Source organism: Acinetobacter lwoffii, assembly GCF_024129115.1.
In the GTDB taxonomy this organism is placed as follows: domain Bacteria; phylum Pseudomonadota; class Gammaproteobacteria; order Pseudomonadales; family Moraxellaceae; genus Acinetobacter; species Acinetobacter lwoffii_T.
In genome coordinates, this window is record NZ_JAMXXO010000008.1 from 32,448 (window position 1) to 49,965 (window position 17,518).

Annotated in this window: 17 protein-coding genes; 4 read left to right on the plus strand and 13 right to left on the minus strand. The window is 42.9% G+C overall.

Features of this window, described 5'->3' with window-relative positions:
- Window positions 1-10 precede the first annotated feature (10 nt).
- Both NI470_RS08080 and NI470_RS08085 read right to left on the minus strand, forming a co-directional pair.
- On the minus strand, window positions 11-832 hold the full coding sequence (locus NI470_RS08080; RefSeq protein WP_253148146.1) for a protein kinase domain-containing protein: 822 nt from the start codon (window positions 830-832) through the stop codon (window positions 11-13).
- A complete protein-coding gene (locus NI470_RS08085) occupies window positions 819-2,330 on the minus strand; it encodes a DUF3336 domain-containing protein (protein ID WP_253148145.1) in 1,512 nt (503 codons plus the stop codon). Before NI470_RS08085 ends, NI470_RS08080 begins: the two co-directional genes overlap by 14 nt.
- A gap of 188 nt (window positions 2,331-2,518) precedes the next feature.
- On the opposite strand from NI470_RS08085, the gene NI470_RS08090 reads away from it, so the two are divergent.
- Window positions 2,519-3,391, plus strand: coding sequence for an ATP-binding protein (locus NI470_RS08090; protein WP_180038878.1), 873 nt, complete (start codon window positions 2,519-2,521; stop codon window positions 3,389-3,391).
- Window positions 3,381-3,794, plus strand: a complete 414-nt coding sequence (locus NI470_RS08095; protein WP_253148144.1) for a DUF6176 family protein — start codon at window positions 3,381-3,383, stop codon at window positions 3,792-3,794. The genes NI470_RS08090 and NI470_RS08095 overlap by 11 nt, the downstream gene beginning before the upstream one ends.
- Window positions 3,795-3,895: 101 nt before the next feature.
- On the opposite strand, the gene NI470_RS08100 is transcribed toward NI470_RS08095, so the two are convergent.
- From NI470_RS08100 to tsaD, 3 genes are all read right to left on the minus strand, one after another.
- Window positions 3,896-4,942, minus strand: a complete 1,047-nt coding sequence (locus NI470_RS08100; protein ID WP_253148143.1) for a hypothetical protein — start codon at window positions 4,940-4,942, stop codon at window positions 3,896-3,898.
- A 488-nt stretch (window positions 4,943-5,430) separates the two neighbouring features.
- Entirely contained in the window at window positions 5,431-6,390 is a 960-nt protein-coding gene (locus NI470_RS08105; RefSeq protein ID WP_253148142.1) for a sensor domain-containing diguanylate cyclase, read from the minus strand.
- A 204-nt stretch (window positions 6,391-6,594) separates the two neighbouring features.
- Complete coding sequence (tsaD, locus tag NI470_RS08110) at window positions 6,595-7,611, minus strand: tRNA (adenosine(37)-N6)-threonylcarbamoyltransferase complex transferase subunit TsaD (RefSeq protein WP_004280030.1); 1,017 nt, start codon at window positions 7,609-7,611, stop codon at window positions 6,595-6,597.
- A 147-nt stretch (window positions 7,612-7,758) separates the two neighbouring features.
- Between tsaD and rpsU the strand changes: the two genes are divergently transcribed.
- Together rpsU and NI470_RS08120 are read left to right on the plus strand one after the other, a co-directional pair.
- The gene (gene rpsU / locus NI470_RS08115; protein ID WP_001136722.1) at window positions 7,759-7,974 is read left to right on the plus strand and encodes a 30S ribosomal protein S21; all 216 of its coding nucleotides are present in this window, start codon (window positions 7,759-7,761) and stop codon (window positions 7,972-7,974) included.
- Window positions 7,975-8,007: 33 nt separating this feature from the next.
- Window positions 8,008-8,454 carry a GatB/YqeY domain-containing protein gene (locus tag NI470_RS08120; protein WP_004280076.1) on the plus strand — a complete coding sequence of 149 codons (447 nt, stop codon included), beginning with the start codon at window positions 8,008-8,010 and terminating at the stop codon, window positions 8,452-8,454.
- Between the two features lie 69 nt (window positions 8,455-8,523).
- Here NI470_RS08120 and NI470_RS08125 read toward each other — a convergent pair whose 3' ends face one another.
- From NI470_RS08125 to NI470_RS08160, 8 genes are all read right to left on the minus strand, one after another.
- Window positions 8,524-8,883: a hypothetical protein gene (locus tag NI470_RS08125; RefSeq protein ID WP_004646616.1), complete on the minus strand. Its 360-nt coding sequence runs from the start codon at window positions 8,881-8,883 to the stop codon at window positions 8,524-8,526.
- Window positions 8,884-8,990: 107 nt separating this feature from the next.
- Entirely contained in the window at window positions 8,991-10,433 is a 1,443-nt protein-coding gene (locus NI470_RS08130) for a M48 family metalloprotease (protein ID WP_253148141.1), read from the minus strand.
- Between the two features lie 116 nt (window positions 10,434-10,549).
- Window positions 10,550-11,515 carry a 2-hydroxyacid dehydrogenase gene (locus tag NI470_RS08135; protein ID WP_253148140.1) on the minus strand — a complete coding sequence of 322 codons (966 nt, stop codon included), beginning with the start codon at window positions 11,513-11,515 and terminating at the stop codon, window positions 10,550-10,552.
- Between the two features lie 22 nt (window positions 11,516-11,537).
- On the minus strand, window positions 11,538-12,182 hold the full coding sequence (locus NI470_RS08140) for a hypothetical protein (protein ID WP_253148139.1): 645 nt from the start codon (window positions 12,180-12,182) through the stop codon (window positions 11,538-11,540).
- Window positions 12,183-12,386: 204 nt separating this feature from the next.
- On the minus strand, window positions 12,387-14,276 hold the full coding sequence (locus NI470_RS08145; protein WP_114541761.1) for a M48 family metalloprotease: 1,890 nt from the start codon (window positions 14,274-14,276) through the stop codon (window positions 12,387-12,389).
- Between the two features lie 89 nt (window positions 14,277-14,365).
- Window positions 14,366-15,901, minus strand: coding sequence for an amidophosphoribosyltransferase (gene purF / locus NI470_RS08150; RefSeq protein ID WP_180038885.1), 1,536 nt, complete (start codon window positions 15,899-15,901; stop codon window positions 14,366-14,368).
- A gap of 24 nt (window positions 15,902-15,925) precedes the next feature.
- On the minus strand, window positions 15,926-16,507 hold the full coding sequence (locus tag NI470_RS08155; protein ID WP_005246742.1) for a CvpA family protein: 582 nt from the start codon (window positions 16,505-16,507) through the stop codon (window positions 15,926-15,928).
- A 5-nt stretch (window positions 16,508-16,512) separates the two neighbouring features.
- Entirely contained in the window at window positions 16,513-17,514 is a 1,002-nt protein-coding gene (locus tag NI470_RS08160; RefSeq protein ID WP_219309651.1) for a quinone-dependent dihydroorotate dehydrogenase, read from the minus strand.
- Window positions 17,515-17,518 lie beyond the last annotated feature (4 nt).

Below are 17,518 nucleotides of genomic sequence, written 5' to 3' on the forward strand. Positions count from 1 at the left end.
TGTATTTTTCTCATTCAATTTCAGTCATTAAGCAGTCTTTCACAGCTTGAAAATCGACCAATCTATGCTGCTTCTGCTTACTTAACATTTCTTCTAATAAGCCTTGAAAAGCCTGTAAGTGCTGCGGTAACTCAACTTTCAGACGCTGACAATGCAAAAAGGCCCAATCCAGATAATCTGTCGCCTGTAAACGCTGACCACTCAACCACTCATAAAAAATAACACCCAAAGCATAAACTTCACTTTGTAGGCTCTTGGCTTGGCCTTGGAACAGTTCCGGCGCCATATAACGCGGTGTCGCATTCAGTTCATGCAGGTCATTCTGATGGAGTATTTGGACATGCTCAAAATCAAGCAGGCAGACCCTGCCCTGATTATTTACAAAATGTTCCTGCTTTAAATCGGCATGCAAATAACCCAATTCTTGCAGGCAGATTAAAGGCTCCACAGCTTGCAGCAAATGTTGCCGAATTTGCGTGATGGATTGCTGATGCGGCATGATCTGAAAATGCGCCGGCGCATCGACCAGAATTAAGGCCTGCTCAAATTGTTCATGATTGATCTTGAAAGGCTGTTGAATAATTTGATGTGGAAGGAAAAAATTTAGATCACCTGAGCTGGCATGAGCCTGATAAAAATCCAGCTCATGTTGCCAGCCTAGTTCAGCATGTGGAGATGATATTAAACTATCAGATCTATGCGATATCTGGGTTTTTAGCCAGAGCGCATTTCCCTTGGCATAATAAAGACGCCGACCAAAACCCAGACTACGGGCTTTGGTTCGTAGTTCAAAATCAGAAATATCGAGATGATCTAAATTAAGTCGTGGCAATGTATTCAGGTATTGGATTAAGTGTATGCTGATAATTTAGCAGCTCCAGACAATGCTGAATAGTTTTCCCGACCCGTTCCTGAGTCTCAATGAGGGAAATTTTCGGCCATGTGGCACGCTCGCCTTCACGCTGTAAAATTTTAAACAGATACGGCCGCGGATTTTGCAACATATAGCTATAGTGGCGCAGGCTATATTTACCGACAATATTCACATCACCATAATAACGCTGATCCACCACACCATAGCCATGATCCAGCAGACGGCGTACAGGAGGCAAGCTTCCGGCATGCTCTCTGGCAAAATCCATCATTCCTTTGGTAATCACCGCGCCTTGACGGCGAACAATCCGTTGTGGCCAGCTCAAAGTACCTTTACGGAAACGTGAAATATCATCCTGCATAAATGGCACGATATGCGGGTTGGTCTGACTGGCAATGGTATAATTGATATTATACAGGCGCGCCATTTTTTCCTGTGGGAAATCACTCCGTACACTGCCATCTACCCAGTGGGTTGAACCCATATAAGGCGTATATTGACCATCATAGCGCTTACTGGTCAAACGAACCGGTGGAAACAGAATCGGCACCGCACAAGAAGCCAGTACTGCACTCCAGACCAGTAAATCCGGAGAAGTATAGGCATTTAAAATGCGTGCATCCTGTCCAGCATCATAAGGCGCAACCGCAATATTGATATGCAGACCTGAGGTTTTAAGCGCTTCTTCGAAGGTCAGATCACCCAGATTTTCGACTAGAAATTTTTTCAGATATTTTACATCCGCCAGACCACCATTGCCTTTCATCAATTCACTCATGGTGCGAAAATGAAAAGCCTCATGAAAGAAATTATGGCCTTTCAAAATATCAATATATTGCGAAGGTTTGGATACACCTAACATGGCGGTCATGATGGCACCCGCACTTGAACCGGACATTACCTTCGGCAACAAGTCCTGCTCCATTAAGGCTTTGCATACACCAGTATGAAACAGACCCAGCGTCGAACCACCGGAAAACATCAGGGCTGGCTGGCCATAGGCGCGCTGACAATGCTGAAAATATTCGATTTTTTCTTCCATACTGAGACAGGTACAGTCTATTGAAGCAATATAGGCTAAGCCTTGGCTGACTTCTTCGACATAATCTTCAATAATTCTTTTAGTGCCCACATAGGCTTCGGTAAACAGTAGAGGATGGGCAATGTTGGCAATATCGTAGCTCAGGCCTTCGCGCAAAATATACATCAGGTCACGGGTGCGCTTTTGTTGTCGATAGCGTCGTAATTTACCCAGACGATGTGCAATCACTTCTGCATCAAAGTATGGTGAACTGTTATCAAATTTCCATTCCTGTGCACCTGATTCTTCATCTATTTTCAGGGCAATATATTTCCATTCCTCATAGGACTCAGCCTGTTGCAGCTGCTGCTTGAGCTTTTTAATACGATAGGCCTGATGTGGATTCATATCCTGAGTAAAATCTTTAAACAGCATCTGCCTTTTCCCTATATTTATTCTTGATACACCTCGTACCCAGAGCCAGAAAATGTGTACAAATTTTCTATCCTCTACAATAACGAAAATTCTCTACTTTAAGCAAATTATCATACTTTTCTGGCTTTGACTGTGAATTTTGCAATGGTACTATCTTAGCCATAATTTTAAATCTGTAATGTTAAATCATGGCGAAAATTGAGTTACCTGACCATATTTTAAATGCCCTTTCGACTGTTCTGCAGCAACTTCAGCAAAGTCTGCCCGAACTGAAACAAATTCCTGATTTTTCTGCCCATGCCTATAAGTGGCAACAGGGTGAACTCAAACCGATTCATCAGCTTAGACAGATGGAACTGGCCGATTTAAAAGGGATTGAGCGACAAAAAGAAAAAGTCATCCAGAACACGTTGCAGTTTTTAAACGGCTTACCTGCCAATGATGTCTTACTGACCGGTTCACGCGGTACGGGTAAATCCTCCATTGTTCGTGCCCTACTCACCGAGTATGCAGATCAAGGGTTACGATTAATTGAAATCGAACGGGATGATTTATCCGATCTGCCTCAAATTCAGCAACTCATTGCAGAGCGTCCAGAGAAGTTTATTGTCTACTGTGATGATCTGGCCTTTAATGCCGAAGATGAAAATTATCGCAGTTTAAAGAGTGTTCTGGATGGTTCTTTACAGTCCGGTTCCAGCAATTTTGTGATTTATGCGACCAGTAACCGTCGTCATTTATTACCCGAATTCATGCATGAAAATACGCCCGTTACCCGAGTTGATGTGCCGCAATATACTGAATTACATCCTCAGGAAGCGATTGAAGAAAAAATTTCACTGTCTGACCGCTTTGGTTTATGGCTGTCTTTCTATCCAATGGATCAGAACCTGTATTTGGAAATTGTCGAACATTACCTCAAAAAGGCAGGCATGGAACTCACGCCAGAAACCCGTGCTGAAGCCCTACGCTGGTGTCAGGCACGCGGTCAACGTTCAGGACGTGCTGCCTATCAGTTTTCCAAGCACTGGATTGGTTCAACCCAACTAAATGCCTCTTAACAACTTAAAAGCGACCGGTTCAGGTCGCTTTTTTCATATAAATCATTTATATAATGATGATACTCAAAAGAAAATTAAAATTATGGATGTCGGCGCAGTTCTCATTCAACTTAAGCCCTTACACATGCAGCAAGTTCATGACTGGCAGCGTACTTTGAAAGCACGTCAAGACGAAGTAATTGAAACGCTTAAGGCTGAACAGGTTCATGTCGAGTCCTGGTTTTATCTGCAACTTCATGGTCAGGACTATTTGATTGCATATATGCGCGCCGACAATATTCAAAAAGCGCAAAATATTGCAAAACTCAGTACTTCCCCAATTGACCAAGTGCATAAACAGTTTAAAACTTCATGGCAAGCGGTTTATCCCGCCGAATTGTTATTGGATGCTACAGTTACCTGATTTATTAGCACGGCTATTCAAAATAGTTTTGTAATAAAGACTTCTCCCCAATCAATAATAAAAAAAGCCCTGGAAATACAGGGCTTTTTTGACATCTCGAATTATTGTTTATCACCGATAATGGTAGACCATAGCAGGTCATCAATTTCACTGCCATTGAAATAAACAGTAGCCTTCAATGATTCAGGCTGGTTCTGTTTGACCTCAATTACCTGATCATCGCTGTCCTTAATTCTAAGCACGCCCTCTTTTGGCAAATGCTTATAGTTATTTAATACGGTTTCATCCATTTTAAATGGTGTCGTGGTATTAAAATCAAAACTGTAACGATAATCTGCCAGATCAGGCTGACCGATAATCGTACCACGACTGGTTAAGGTACGAATCCCATTACTGCCACTGCCATAATCATCGACCAAGCTGTAATTATAATTACGCACCTGCAGATATTCTTTGCTCTTTGTATCAAACGCGATTCCAGAAGTACCTGCCTGACCGGTCTCGGCGATACGCTGGAATTCCAACTGATCGATTTGATAAGATTCGGATTGCCCCATGTTATTTTTGGTTTTACGATGCACAATTGTGCCAGAAATCAGGTAGTCGTCCTTGAGATTAAAATCTACATTTGAACCATAACGGACATTGCTAAAGCTTAAAGTCGTCGTGTCACCATTCACCGTCTGAGTAATGTTTGAGCCTTTACGGTAAGTTTTATCCAGAATAATACAGTTATCTTTATCTGTTTTTAATTTCAGGGTTTTGACCGAACCAGTGGTATTGACTTCCGAACAGATCAGATTTGGATATTTAATACTATTGATGCCCAAATTATAAATTTTGATAATACGTGCAGTACGCCCATAAGGATAATCTGCGAATACTTCTCCAATCATGTGACCTAGAGCAACATTATAGTCGGTATCATTACTGGTATTTCCGGAAATTTTATCGCGAATTTTCTTTACAATATCCTGATCTTCAAACGGGACAAACTCCTCTGAAAGCTCAGGGGAAATACTTTCCTTAGGAACATTTGGAGGTGTAGTGACAGTAGGACTGTCTGAGCTACTTCCCCCACCACCGCCACAGGCACTCATTAAACCCGAGACAAGAGCGAGTCCAAAAATAAAAATCGGCTTTTTCATAAAATTTATTCCCTAAAATTTATTTGCATTTTTATTTGGTGATCACTAAAGATTGACCATATCGAAACTGAATAGCTCAAATGCTATTTCTGCCGGTAATGTTTTTTCTTGGCAGCCAGCTTTATCCTTCGATAGCGCTTTATCTTTAAACAAAGAATTTTTTGGTTCTGTAATTTTAATGTATATTTCAAACAACAATTATCATAAGAAATGAAGTGCTTATTTGAATCTTGTTCCTTACCAGAGTCACTTTTCAACACGATTAAAGCGCATTTAATTAGATCGATTAACTTTGCAACAAAGCTTATAAAATTTGTAATGGTTAAGTTAAAGATGGATTGAATTTTCTTTTTATGGAGAATCATGTTCAACTTTTATACAGAGCCATGAAAGAGAATATTGAAAGATAGGATGACTTTAGAGCATATAAAATGATCATTTTTATGATATGAAATACTTAATTATTTACAGAAGATTTAAAGCGTCGATTATTTTAGATTGGTCACGGATTCACTGAATTTTTTCCGACGCTTATATTCAAACATGTTCTGATCCGCTTGTGCGAGCGCTGCAAATAAACCATGACCAGGATGACGCATCGCCATACCAATCGCTGCGCCAATGTTTGCTGCTGCAAAGGCATTAATTAAACGATCCACTAAACTTTCAGTACCCGTTTCATCATTTTCCACGCTAAGAATCACAAACTCATCACCACCCAAACGAGCAACAATATCATTGATCCGTACATTATCTCGTAATATTTGCGCTGCATTTTGAATCAGTTTGTCACCTTCATCATGACCTAAATTATCATTCACTTTTTTTAGGTCATTCAGGTCAATAAATAATACAGCGGCGGGATGACCATATTGCTTGCAACGCTCTTCTTCTGCTCGCAGCAGTTTTTCCCAAGCGCGACGATTATATAGCCCGGTCAATTCATCTTTACTGGCTTCTTCCTGCAATAATTCATGCTGTCTCATCTGCTCACTCTGACGTAATTCTGCCTGCAAGATCGAACTGAGTAATTGTCCCAACAACTCGACCAGTTGTATATCTTGCACAATAGCTTCTGATTTGGTTTCTGGATCAATCGCACAGAGCGTTCCAAACAAACTGCCATCTTCTTTAAGGAGTGGCTGACCAATATAAGATTTTATACAGACCTGCTGATTAATCGGCGCTGTGGCGTATAAAGGAATTTCTTCAGAGCGGGGTGCAATTCTCGGGGCCTTACCTGCGACCATATGAGAACAAAAAGAATCAGCCCACTGAAACACCTGGCCGGGTCGTATATCATAACCATGATCTTCACTTTGCAGCACAATCCAGTCTTGGCTTTCTACCCTGGTGATCATCCATAAATTAAAGCCAAAATGCTGATGCAGAAACTTTAACACCGCCTCTCCAGCATCCTGAAAACTTTTGAAATTTATATTTTCCATCCGAGATTGCCTCTGCTGCAAACCTGTAAAAATATGCATGATATCAACTTAAGCTATTAAACTATTTTTATAGTTTCAATAGAATATAAGAGCTCTAAATACAGCTATAAAACTATATATTTACAACATACCGTTGCTATAAGTTTTCATTTAAAAATTCACAATAAAAAAGAGGCCTTAGCCTCTTTTTTTCAAGCCTGAAATCTATGCCTCAGTCGGATTAGTCAATTCCGTCATTGGCCAGCGTGGTGTGGTGGTCACCGCCAAGCCATCATGCTGCCCTGCTTTTAAACGCTGATAGCCCGCAAAAGCAATCATGGCACCATTGTCTGTACAGAGTGCAGGTTCAGCATAATAAACAGATGCACGGATCTTGGCTAAATCTGCTTCTAAACGCTCACGTAAACGCTTATTGGCACTGACACCGCCCGCAATCACCAGACGTTTAAGCCCCGTTTGCTTCAATGCTTTCACCGACTTTTTCACCAGAGTATCGACAATGGCTTCCTGAAAACTGGCAGCGATGTCGGCATCGCGGTTTTCATCACCCAGTTTTTTCATCTGTACAGAAACTGCCGTTTTTAGACCACTGAATGAGAATTCCAGACCTTGATGCAGCATTGGGCGTGGGAATGCAAATGCATTTGGATCGCCCTGTTCCGCCAATTTAGAGATATTCGGACCGCCCGGATATGGCAAGCCCATCATTTTCGCGACTTTATCAAAGGCTTCGCCTGCCGCATCATCAATGGATTCACCGAGCAATTCATACTGGCCAATGCCATAAGCAGCCATGAGCTGAGAATGTCCACCCGATACCAACAATGCAACAAATGGAAACTCAGGCGGAGTTTCTGACAACAAAGGTGCCAGCATATGACCTTCCATATGATGCACACCAATTGCGGGTTTATTCAGCGCAAAGGCCAAAGTACGACCAAACAATGCACCTGTCATGAGTGCGCCCATCAGACCTGGGCCACGTGTATATGCGACTGCATCAATTTCTGATTTTTTCACGCCGCTCTGTTCAAGCAGCTCATTGATGAGTGGAATCAGTTTACGCACATGATCACGTGACGCCAGCTCTGGAACTACACCGCCATATTCTGCATGCAGTTTAATCTGGCTATAAAGCACCTGTCCGCGCAAACCCAACTCGCTGTCATACAGCGCAAGTCCTGTTTCATCACACGACGTTTCCAAGCCTAAAACGATCATTAAACTGCCTATAACCTGTATCAATTCTATTGCAGTAACTATTATAGACTTGTGGTATGAGATGTAAATGAGTAAAATACTGACCTTCACTTGTGATTGAGGGCAATTCAGCCCGAGATCTTACCCTAACTGATATGAGGATTCTTCATGCCACAAGTTAAATTGAAAGAAGGCGAACCAGTAGACGTAGCTATCCGTCGTTTCAAACGTTCATGCGAAAAAGCGGGTGTTCTTGCTGACGTACGTAAGCGTGAATTCTACGAGAAACCAACTCAAGAACGTAAGCGCAAAAAAGCTGCTGCTGTTAAACGCTACCAAAAGAAATTGGCGCGTGAATCAGTACGTACAACTCGCCTTTACTAAGATTAATTTGTGATTGATTGCCTGGAATAAATAATGACGACTTTAAAAGACCAAATCACGGATGTTTTGAAAGCAACAATGCGTGCCAAAGAAATGTCCAAGCTGACGGTCATTCGTAGTCTACAGGCAGCAATTAAGCAAATCGAAGTCGATGAGCGCAAAGAACTTGACGACGCTCAGGTTCTTGCGGTCATTGAAAAACAAATTAAACAACGTAAAGAATCGGTTAAAGCCTTTGCTGGCGCTGGCCGAGATGATTTAGCTAGTAAGGAACAAGCCGAAATTGAGATTTTGTCTCAGTTTCTACCAGAAGCTATGACTGAGGAAGAACTTGATTCCATGATTGCGCAAGCTATTGCAGCGCAACAAGCTACTAGCATGAAAGATATGGGTAAGGTGATGAATTCTCTGCGTCCGCTCATAGCCGGGCGCGCCGATCCTGCACAAGTTTCCGCCAAAATCAAAGCGCAACTTGCTTAATCCATACTCTCTAGTATTCTCTCTTTAACGTTGAACTGCCTTTAATCAAAGACAGTTCCTGACGTATTCTTATTGCAAATTACAATCGACCTGATAACGCTTAAGTAATTGCATCTCTTTAGACGATTTCACTTCTACAATTACATCCTGTTTACTCATATTTTGAAACTGACGATCCAGATAAGGACGATTCTGGTCAGCGGCCTGATATAAACGATCAACATAACGTCCTACAATTCCACAAAATTTTGCATTCTGCTCAGGACTAAATCCCTGTTGCTGCGGATTTAAACCACTTAAAAACTGACGCGATTCCTTTTTATAATCCGCATTAATTCGTTCTATTGCTTCTACATATTCAACTGCACTCGCAGCAAAAACCCCATAACTCCACCCCAGTAGACACACGCCCAATAGTATTTTTTTCATATTATGCTTCAGTTTAATTCACGCTGATCTTTCAAAAAGATTGTAGCCTGATTGAATATATTCTTGCTATATCATCCTGATACAAAAACTTAAAACCCAGTTCAGCTTTAAATCTTATATTGATGTGCCTGCTGCATCTGCTTCAGACGCTGGCGAATGGTGGACGATAAAGATTGATTATTCTTTACGCTACGCTGTGCATGTAATAATGATTTGATGGCAGTTTCTTCATATCCTGACCAATATTCTACTTCTGCACGATAGCGCAGCACATTAGCAGCCTTAATCGGCGAATCTGGCTCTGCATTGGCAGCCAGTTGCATTAGTCGCCAGCCACTGACATCCCGTGAATTGGCATTTAAAAATCGCTGCACTAAAACTTTTGCTTTATCGGGTTGCTTGGCGCGAATCAGCACTTCTGCATATTTATAATTGAGCGCTCGATTTTCCGGCATGATCCGCGCTGCTGACGCTACACTTTCCAAAGCTGCATCAAGCTGGTTCTGAGCTAAATAAATATCAGTCTGGAATAAAACCTGTAAAGGATGCATCTGGTTATGCTTTTTTGCTCGATCTAAAGTGGCCTGCGTGGCCTGGAAATCACTTTGCTGTATTCGATAGGCAGTTAAGGCAAGCTGGCCTGCAAAATTATTTTGCTGGTCCATCAGGATAAGCTGCTCTGCATTGGTCTGACCAGACAATACCCTGCTATACCACTTGATAATGTCAAAGTCTTGGTCATTGAGACTGCGTTTCACCGCAGGAAGCTGGTTGGCACGTAAACGTGCTTCACTCATACGCTCGGTGGTGAGTGGATGAGTGAACCAGAAATCCGGCAGAAAGCTTAAGCGGCTGGTCGAGCGATGCATGACCTCAAAGAAATCTGCCATACTATGCGGGTTATAACCGGAACGATACATATATTGCATACCAATCCGGTCTGCCTCACGCTCCTGATTACGGTTATAGGTAAGCTGTTTATCCAGAAGTGCTGCCTGTGAACCCATCATGACCGCTGTGCCGACATCACCATCTGCCTGGGAAGCGACCAAAGCACCGACAAGAATTCCGGCTAACGCCAGTAAACCTTGCCCTTTAAAGGCATCCTGAGAGCGACTGTAATGACGTTGTGTGACATGTGCAATTTCATGTGCCATGACTCCTGCCACTTCATCCATGTTTCGGGCTGAATTAATCAGACCAGCATTCAGTGCAAAGAGGCCACCTGGTACGGCAAAAGCATTAATTTGCGGGTCATTAATCACCAGCAAACCAATCGGCTGTTGTAACTGAGTTTGACTCAGGATATGAGAAAATACCGAAAGTAGTTGATCTTCAAGCCATGGATTTTGCAGGACCGGCATTTGTTTATGCACTTCACGATAGACTTTTTCACCGATCATTTTTTCTTTTTGTTGATCGAGTAAGCCGACACCTGTACCAATATCAGGCACAGAAAATTGTACATTTGCTTGATTAAAATCATGGTTAGAGCCGTGCCCTGCCACCATACACAGACTTAAGCCACACGCCAGCGCCAATCGTTTCAATGAAAAATCTCTAATCCTGCCAATCTAATCTTTCTTGAATATAGCATTGAACAATGAGCAGAGACGCAAGAAAATGTTATTTTTTAATACCATTTAAACGACGAATCAGATGCTTTTTAAAATTCCGGATTGACTACATAACGGGGCACTCGTCCCTCTAAAGCATCGACCAGATTCTGATAGGCCAGTTCTGCCATTTTTTTACGGGTTGCTGCAGTGGCCGAACCCACATGTGGCAAGGCAACCACATTGTCCAACTGAAATAATTCCGATTCCTTTAAAGGCTCTTTCTGATACACGTCCAGACCGGCAGCAAAAATTTGCTTGGCTTTTAAAGCTGCAATCAATGCCTGTTCATCAATGACCGAGCCACGTGAAATATTGACCAATACCGCATGAGGTTGCATTTTCGCCAATTCTGCTGCTGCAATCAGGGCTTTGGAATCCGCATTCAAATCTACTGCAACGACCACAAAGTCAGAACGCTGTAACAGTTCATCAAGCTGGCAATATTGCGCATTCAACCCTTGAGCGAGTTCTGGTTTTTCCCGGCGATTATGATACAGAATATTCATATTAAAACCGTAAAAACCACGACGTGCGATTGCCGCTCCAATATGGCCGAGACCAATAATTCCCAGGGTTTTTCCAAAAATATCCATGCCAAATTGTGCTTCGCCCACGGTACGCTGCCATTGTCCCTGCTTGGTCCATTGATCCAGGTAAGCCACTTTGCGTGCTGCTGACATCAGTAAAGTAAAAGCCAGGTCAGCAGTGGTTTCAGTCAGCACATGCGGCGTATTGCTCAGATAAATTGTCTTTTCATTTAAATAATCCAGTTCATAGTTGTCATAACCGACACTGACACTGGAGATAACTTTTAATCGGGTGGCACTGGCCAGATTATCACGATTCAGCAAACGCCCTGCGCCAATCATGCCATCAGCATCCTGAACCTGCTGCAAAAGCTGTTGATTCACATCGCCTAGCTTCGGTTGTATATAACTAACCTGATAATTTTGTTCCAGCTTGTTTTGAATATCAGTATCAATTTGACTAAATACAACCACTTTTTGTTTCATCTATTTTTATTCCACAGCAAGATTATCCCAGACTGGCAGTCCTATTTTGCATAAACTGCCATAAACGTTTTTTTAGAATCGGCTGATCCAGCATTTCTTGTAAAGATGCCAACTGGATCATTTTCGTATTTGATATATGCGCTACAGGCCCGAGGAAAATAATATTTTTCTCTGCACTCATTCCATCCAGAAAACCCTGAATATAGGATTCTACACCACGTCCATCCTGAACATTGGCCCAGGGAAATGGCCAGTTCAGCTCATGAAACTCACTTGGGACTGCACGCTGGATATTGCCCCATAAATTCTGGGTGTCTTCGGTCATTGCAGTTGCATCAATCACGATACTGCAATGTGCCAGACTTAAAGCCTGCAAACTGAATGGCGGGATTTGTACGATTTCACGCTGTTCCTGAACAGGTGCAATGTGAGTCGGTGCCGCAGGTGGTGTATCAACCTTAAGCGTAACAATTGGCTCTGGCTCAGGAATCGGTAGATCAGCCAACGCCTCTACGGAAGCAGGCTGTGGTAAGACGATATCGGTGTGAAATTCAGGTGCAGCCTGATCACGCCAGATCGAAACCTGGTGCGGCTGACATGCGCTGTCCCTAGGAATCCAGAGATCGATTCCTAATGTTGCCAGTATGTCACGCTGATGCCCAATCATCTTTTCATCATCACCAATTTCAGGCTGAACATTTTAGCCGGATTGCCTGTGCTTTGCCGAACTTTTTCAGCTTTTCTTTTTTATCCTGATGGATTCTAGTACAAAGTTTAGCTGTCTGCTAAAAACCGTGCTTTTAATACACAATTAAACCATTCCTGCTGTTATAACAGATTCCGGCTAAAGCTGCGCGTTCTCATTTATTTTCTACAGAATGGTTAAACTGTTCTTCTTTAACATTTGCTGAACGACCTGTTCTGCCTCAAAACCCAAGCGCCAATACAACAGCTCCATCACGTCCAACTCATCCTGTGTCACGATACGATCACTCCACAAACAGGCCTCTGCAATACCTAAAATACTGAGGCGATCACGCAATAACAGCCCCGCAATATCATTCAGGATTTCTGCTAGATCAATCGGCTCATCAGAAATTTCATTATATAAGTCCAGTTCCTGAGCGGTCAGAATCCGGTTTAAAATCCGCTCCCGCACCTCAAGCTGGTTGCCGCTATTAATCTGCTGTACATGCAGCAAGGCGTCGATCAAACGCACAATCTGTGGCTTGACCTCATCGAGTGCTGTAGGCGTATGTGCAGGAAGCAAATTCAGTTCGTATTTCACACATTCCAGTAATAATGCATCCAACAGGCCAATTTCGCCATCTTCCTGAATAATCCGTGCCAGCTTCATCAAAAACTGGCGTGCAACAGTTGTCGGCATGCCACCAATATTGTTACAAGCTTGCTGGAAAATCGAGATATGCACCCGCCCGTCCAGATTGAGCAATGAATCTACAATGGCACGGCTAACTTCAGCCTCAGTCGGAATAAATTCACGATATTGACGAATCATTAAAATGGCGACCATCACTTCACGAGAACCGGTTGCGGTTTGTAATGCACGCTCAATCAGTTCCGGACGTGGCATCTTGAGCCGAAGTTCCGGATTCAGTGGTTTGATCGCATCTTTAATCGCAAAACTGATCGGAGACAGCCGCAATAATGGCAAAGGTTGTGGCGAGCTCCAGCTCATTGCAGTTTCAGGCACCACTTCTTCCAAAGAACGGAATAAACTAAACAAAGGCTGATTCTTGAGTTTTTTCAGGTTTTCAAGCTGTAAGTCCTGAATCAAGGCAGGATTTAATTCATAAATCCGCTGATTGATATTGGGATGAATATTCAGCCAGTTTTGCGGGCTCAAGGAATTGGCAAAGCACATATGTGAAATGGATTCAGCATATTCACTATAAATCTGGGATCCAGAATGATGCACATGAATTCTGAGTAAAGTCTGGATATTGGCATCATTTTGAATCAGGCGTCGGGTCTTTCGATCATTTTTATAGGTCCGACCACCCAGTGAAATATATTTAATAAAACGGGAAATCAATACGCCCAAACTACCAATCAGCCAGATCACCGCACCGACTGCAACATAGAAAGTTTCAAACTTGTTTTCACGGGGACTACCCGCTCGATAAAAACCGGACTTGGCAATCTTACTGCCATACTGACTAAACGTGGTTAAACTGCTATACAGAATTTTCAGGCGGGTATTTTCCGCAGCTTCACCTGAGAGGATTTTATTGAATTCATGGCTGAGCAAGCCATACAGCTCGACTTTATCGAGTGTTTGTATCGCACCCCAAGTCAGGATAATTGCGGTATCCCGCGGACTAAATCCTGCCGTCAGTGCATTAACACCAACTTCATCGGGCAGCACATACACCGCCGGAACGTCAATCAGAAAAGTCTCTGCCAGTTGCTGGTTGATGTGCAGCGCAGCACTTTCTTCTGGAATACTATCCATCGGACTCAACCGACGCGCACCTAGCTGCTTCGCCAGCGAATAACCGCCATTCCGAAAAATATAGAATTCATAGATGACCGAGATCATCATGGCACATAACAGCAAAGCAATCAGATAAGGACTCAGCGCATGCCAGAAGATTGACTGGCTAGGATCAGTATAAAAAACAAAGAGACCAACAACGGTATTAATAATAAAAATAGTCAACAGAATTGCAATCAGGCAAAAACTTACAGGTAGTACTATATTTTTGTTTTTTATAAAATCGTATCCTACGTTTCGCAATGCAGAACCCTAAAATGATAATTTTCAATGGGCTCATCATAAAACAAAAAAGCGGGAAATTCCCGCTTTTTCATGATGATTTTAACTACTTAGACTTCGCGTACACCAGTCAAATCCACTGAGGCTGCATCAATATTGACATCAATATAATTGCTTTCTTTCATGGCACTGTCACTACGTTTTTGCTGTAGGTCATCCAGATATTGCGCATCAATGCCACCCGAAACATAGATGCCATCAAACACTGAACAATCAAAGTCTTTGACGTCCGGCACCTTGGTGGTTCTTACCGCATCTTTCAAATCTTCCAGATCCTGAAAAATCAGACGGTCAGCACCAATAATTTCACGGATTTCTTCCACGCTACGTTCCGATGCAATCAGCTCAGATTTCGCCGGCATATCAATACCATAAACGTTTGGATATTTCACCATCGGTGCTGCAGAAGCAAAGAATACTTTTTTCGCGCCAGAATCACGAGCCATCTGGATAATTTCATTACAGGTTGTACCACGGACAATCGAGTCATCCACCAACAGTACATTTTTACCTTTAAACTCAAGCTCAACCGGGTTCAGTTTCTGACGTACCGATTTTTTACGCAGCTGCTGACCAGGCATAATGAAGGTACGACCAATGTAACGGTTTTTCATGAAACCTTCACGGAATTTCACACCCAGCATATTGGCAAGTTCCAATGCAGAAGTACGTGAAGTATCCGGAATCGGAATCACCACATCAATATCATGCTCTTCACCCCACTCGCGCAGAATCTTTTGCGCCAGCTTCTCACCCATTTTTAAACGTGCTTTATACACCGAGATTCCATCAATGATGGCATCTGGACGGGCAAAATAAACATATTCAAAAATACAAGGACGGTATTCAGCATTCACTGCACATTGCTTGGTGAAGAAGTTACCTTCTAAATCAATAAATACCGCTTCACCAGGCAAAATATCACGCTCAACTTTAAAGCCCAGCGCAGTAATCGCAACCGACTCAGAAGCAATGATATACTCCATACCCTGTTCAGTTTCACGCGAACCGTAGATCAATGGACGAATACCATTTGGATCACGGAAGCCTACCAGACCCTGACCGGTAATCATCGCCACCACGCCATAAGCACCTTTACAACGCTCATGCACACGTGTTACCGCATGGAAAATATCTTCCGACGTCGGTACCAGTTTGCCATGTTTTTGCAGTTCATGCGCAAACACGTTTAACAGGACTTCTGAATCAGAATCAGTGTTCATATGACGCAAGTCAGTTTTGAACAGGTCATCATGAATTTCTTCGGCATTGGTCAGGTTACCATTATGTGCCAAGGTAATCCCGTACGGTGAGTTCACATAAAACGGCTGTGCTTCAGCACTGCTCGATGAACCGGCTGTTGGATAACGCACATGACCAATACCGTAATTTCCTTTCAAAGCACGCATATGACGGGTATGGAATACATCACGCACCATACCATTGTCTTTGCGCAGGAATAAACGTCCTTCATCACATGTCACGATCCCAGCTGCATCTTGTCCACGATGTTGTAACATCGTTAATGCATCAAACAACATTTGGTTAACGGGTGATTTACCAGCTATACCAACTACTCCACACATAGCAACCTCGCAGACAAGCTAGGATTAATAAAAAGGATTATTTGTAGACTCATCTGCAGCTCCAGACTTGGACGATGTTTCAGATGATGAAGCTGAAGGTTTCGATGTCCCTTCAGGCTTGATATGTTGTAGTGCGCCATTCGCGGCTTCTTTCGACATTTGAGTCGCCCAAGGTGCATAAGGCAATAAGGCTTGAATAAACTTGGACTGTTTCCAATGAGGTGAGCTTTCTACCCACGGGCCAATTCCCTGCATGGTAATCAGAACAATCAGCAAACCTTTCAGGCTACCAAAGACACCACCCGCCAGACGGTTGAGAGGGCCCAGTTTAAGACTCTTTAAAATACGGTTCAACAGTGCAGTAACGATCCAGGTCAGAACTACAATCAGCAGGACGATAAAAGCGAAGGCCGCAATCTTTTGTACGACTGGATCTGTACTCAGAGCAACCATAGACGGCGCAAGTAGCGTTGAATATTTTGCCGCAACAATCAGGGCAAAGATCCATCCCACTAAGTTCGCAAAGGCTTTAATAAATCCTTGACGCAAACCGTTGAGCCCTCCAATGAGCAAGATAATCAGTAGAAAGATATCAATGGCATTCATAGGATTTAAAGTGCGTCTACACAATCTTTTACAAGTTTAGGTCCAGTATAGATGAGGCCACTATAAACCTGTACAAGGCTGGCGCCTGCCTGTTTCTTGGCAGCAGCATCTGCACCTGAAAGAATACCACCCACACCAATCAATGGAATTTGTCCTTTTAATACCGCAGCAAATGTAGCCAGACATGCGGTACTTTTCTCAAATACTGGCGCGCCAGACAAACCACCTGCTTCCTCTGCATGCTCCAGACCCTCTACACCTTCACGTGACAGTGTGGTATTGGTCACGATCAGGCCATCAATCTTGAATTGCAATAATTGCTTGGCAATAAAGGCAATATCGCTGTTATCCAGATCAGGCGCCACTTTCAGTACCAAAGGTACATAATGCTGGTATTCCTGAGCCAATTCAAGCTGACGCTTCTTCAGTGTTTCCAGCAGTTCGGTGAGTGCATCACCACTTTGCAGGCTGCGCAGGTTTTTGGTATTGGGAGAAGAAATGTTGACGGTAATATAAGAAGCATAATTATAGACTTTTTCTAAACAGATGAGGTAATCATCTACTGCTTTTTCTACCGGAGTATCAGCGTTTTTACCGATATTAATACCGAGAATGCCTTTAAATTTGGCCGCTTTGACATTTTCAACCAGCTGATCCACGCCATCATTGTTAAAGCCCATACGGTTAATAATGGCTTTGACCTGTGGCAAACGAAATAAACGCGGATGAGGATTGCCAGCTTGCGGTCTCGGGGTAATGGTACCAATTTCAATAAAACCAAAACCTTGACCGGCAAGGGCGTCAATATAGGCACCATTTTTGTCCAAACCTGCCGCAAGACCTACCGGATTGGGAAATTCGATTCCCATACAGGTCACAGGTTTCGCAGCAACATTTTGACGCATCAAGCCCATTTTATGGGATGATTTCAATAGTGATAATGTCAGCTCATGTGCACGCTCTGGTGCTAAAGAAAACAACAAAGGGCGGGCTAGAGAATACAACATATCC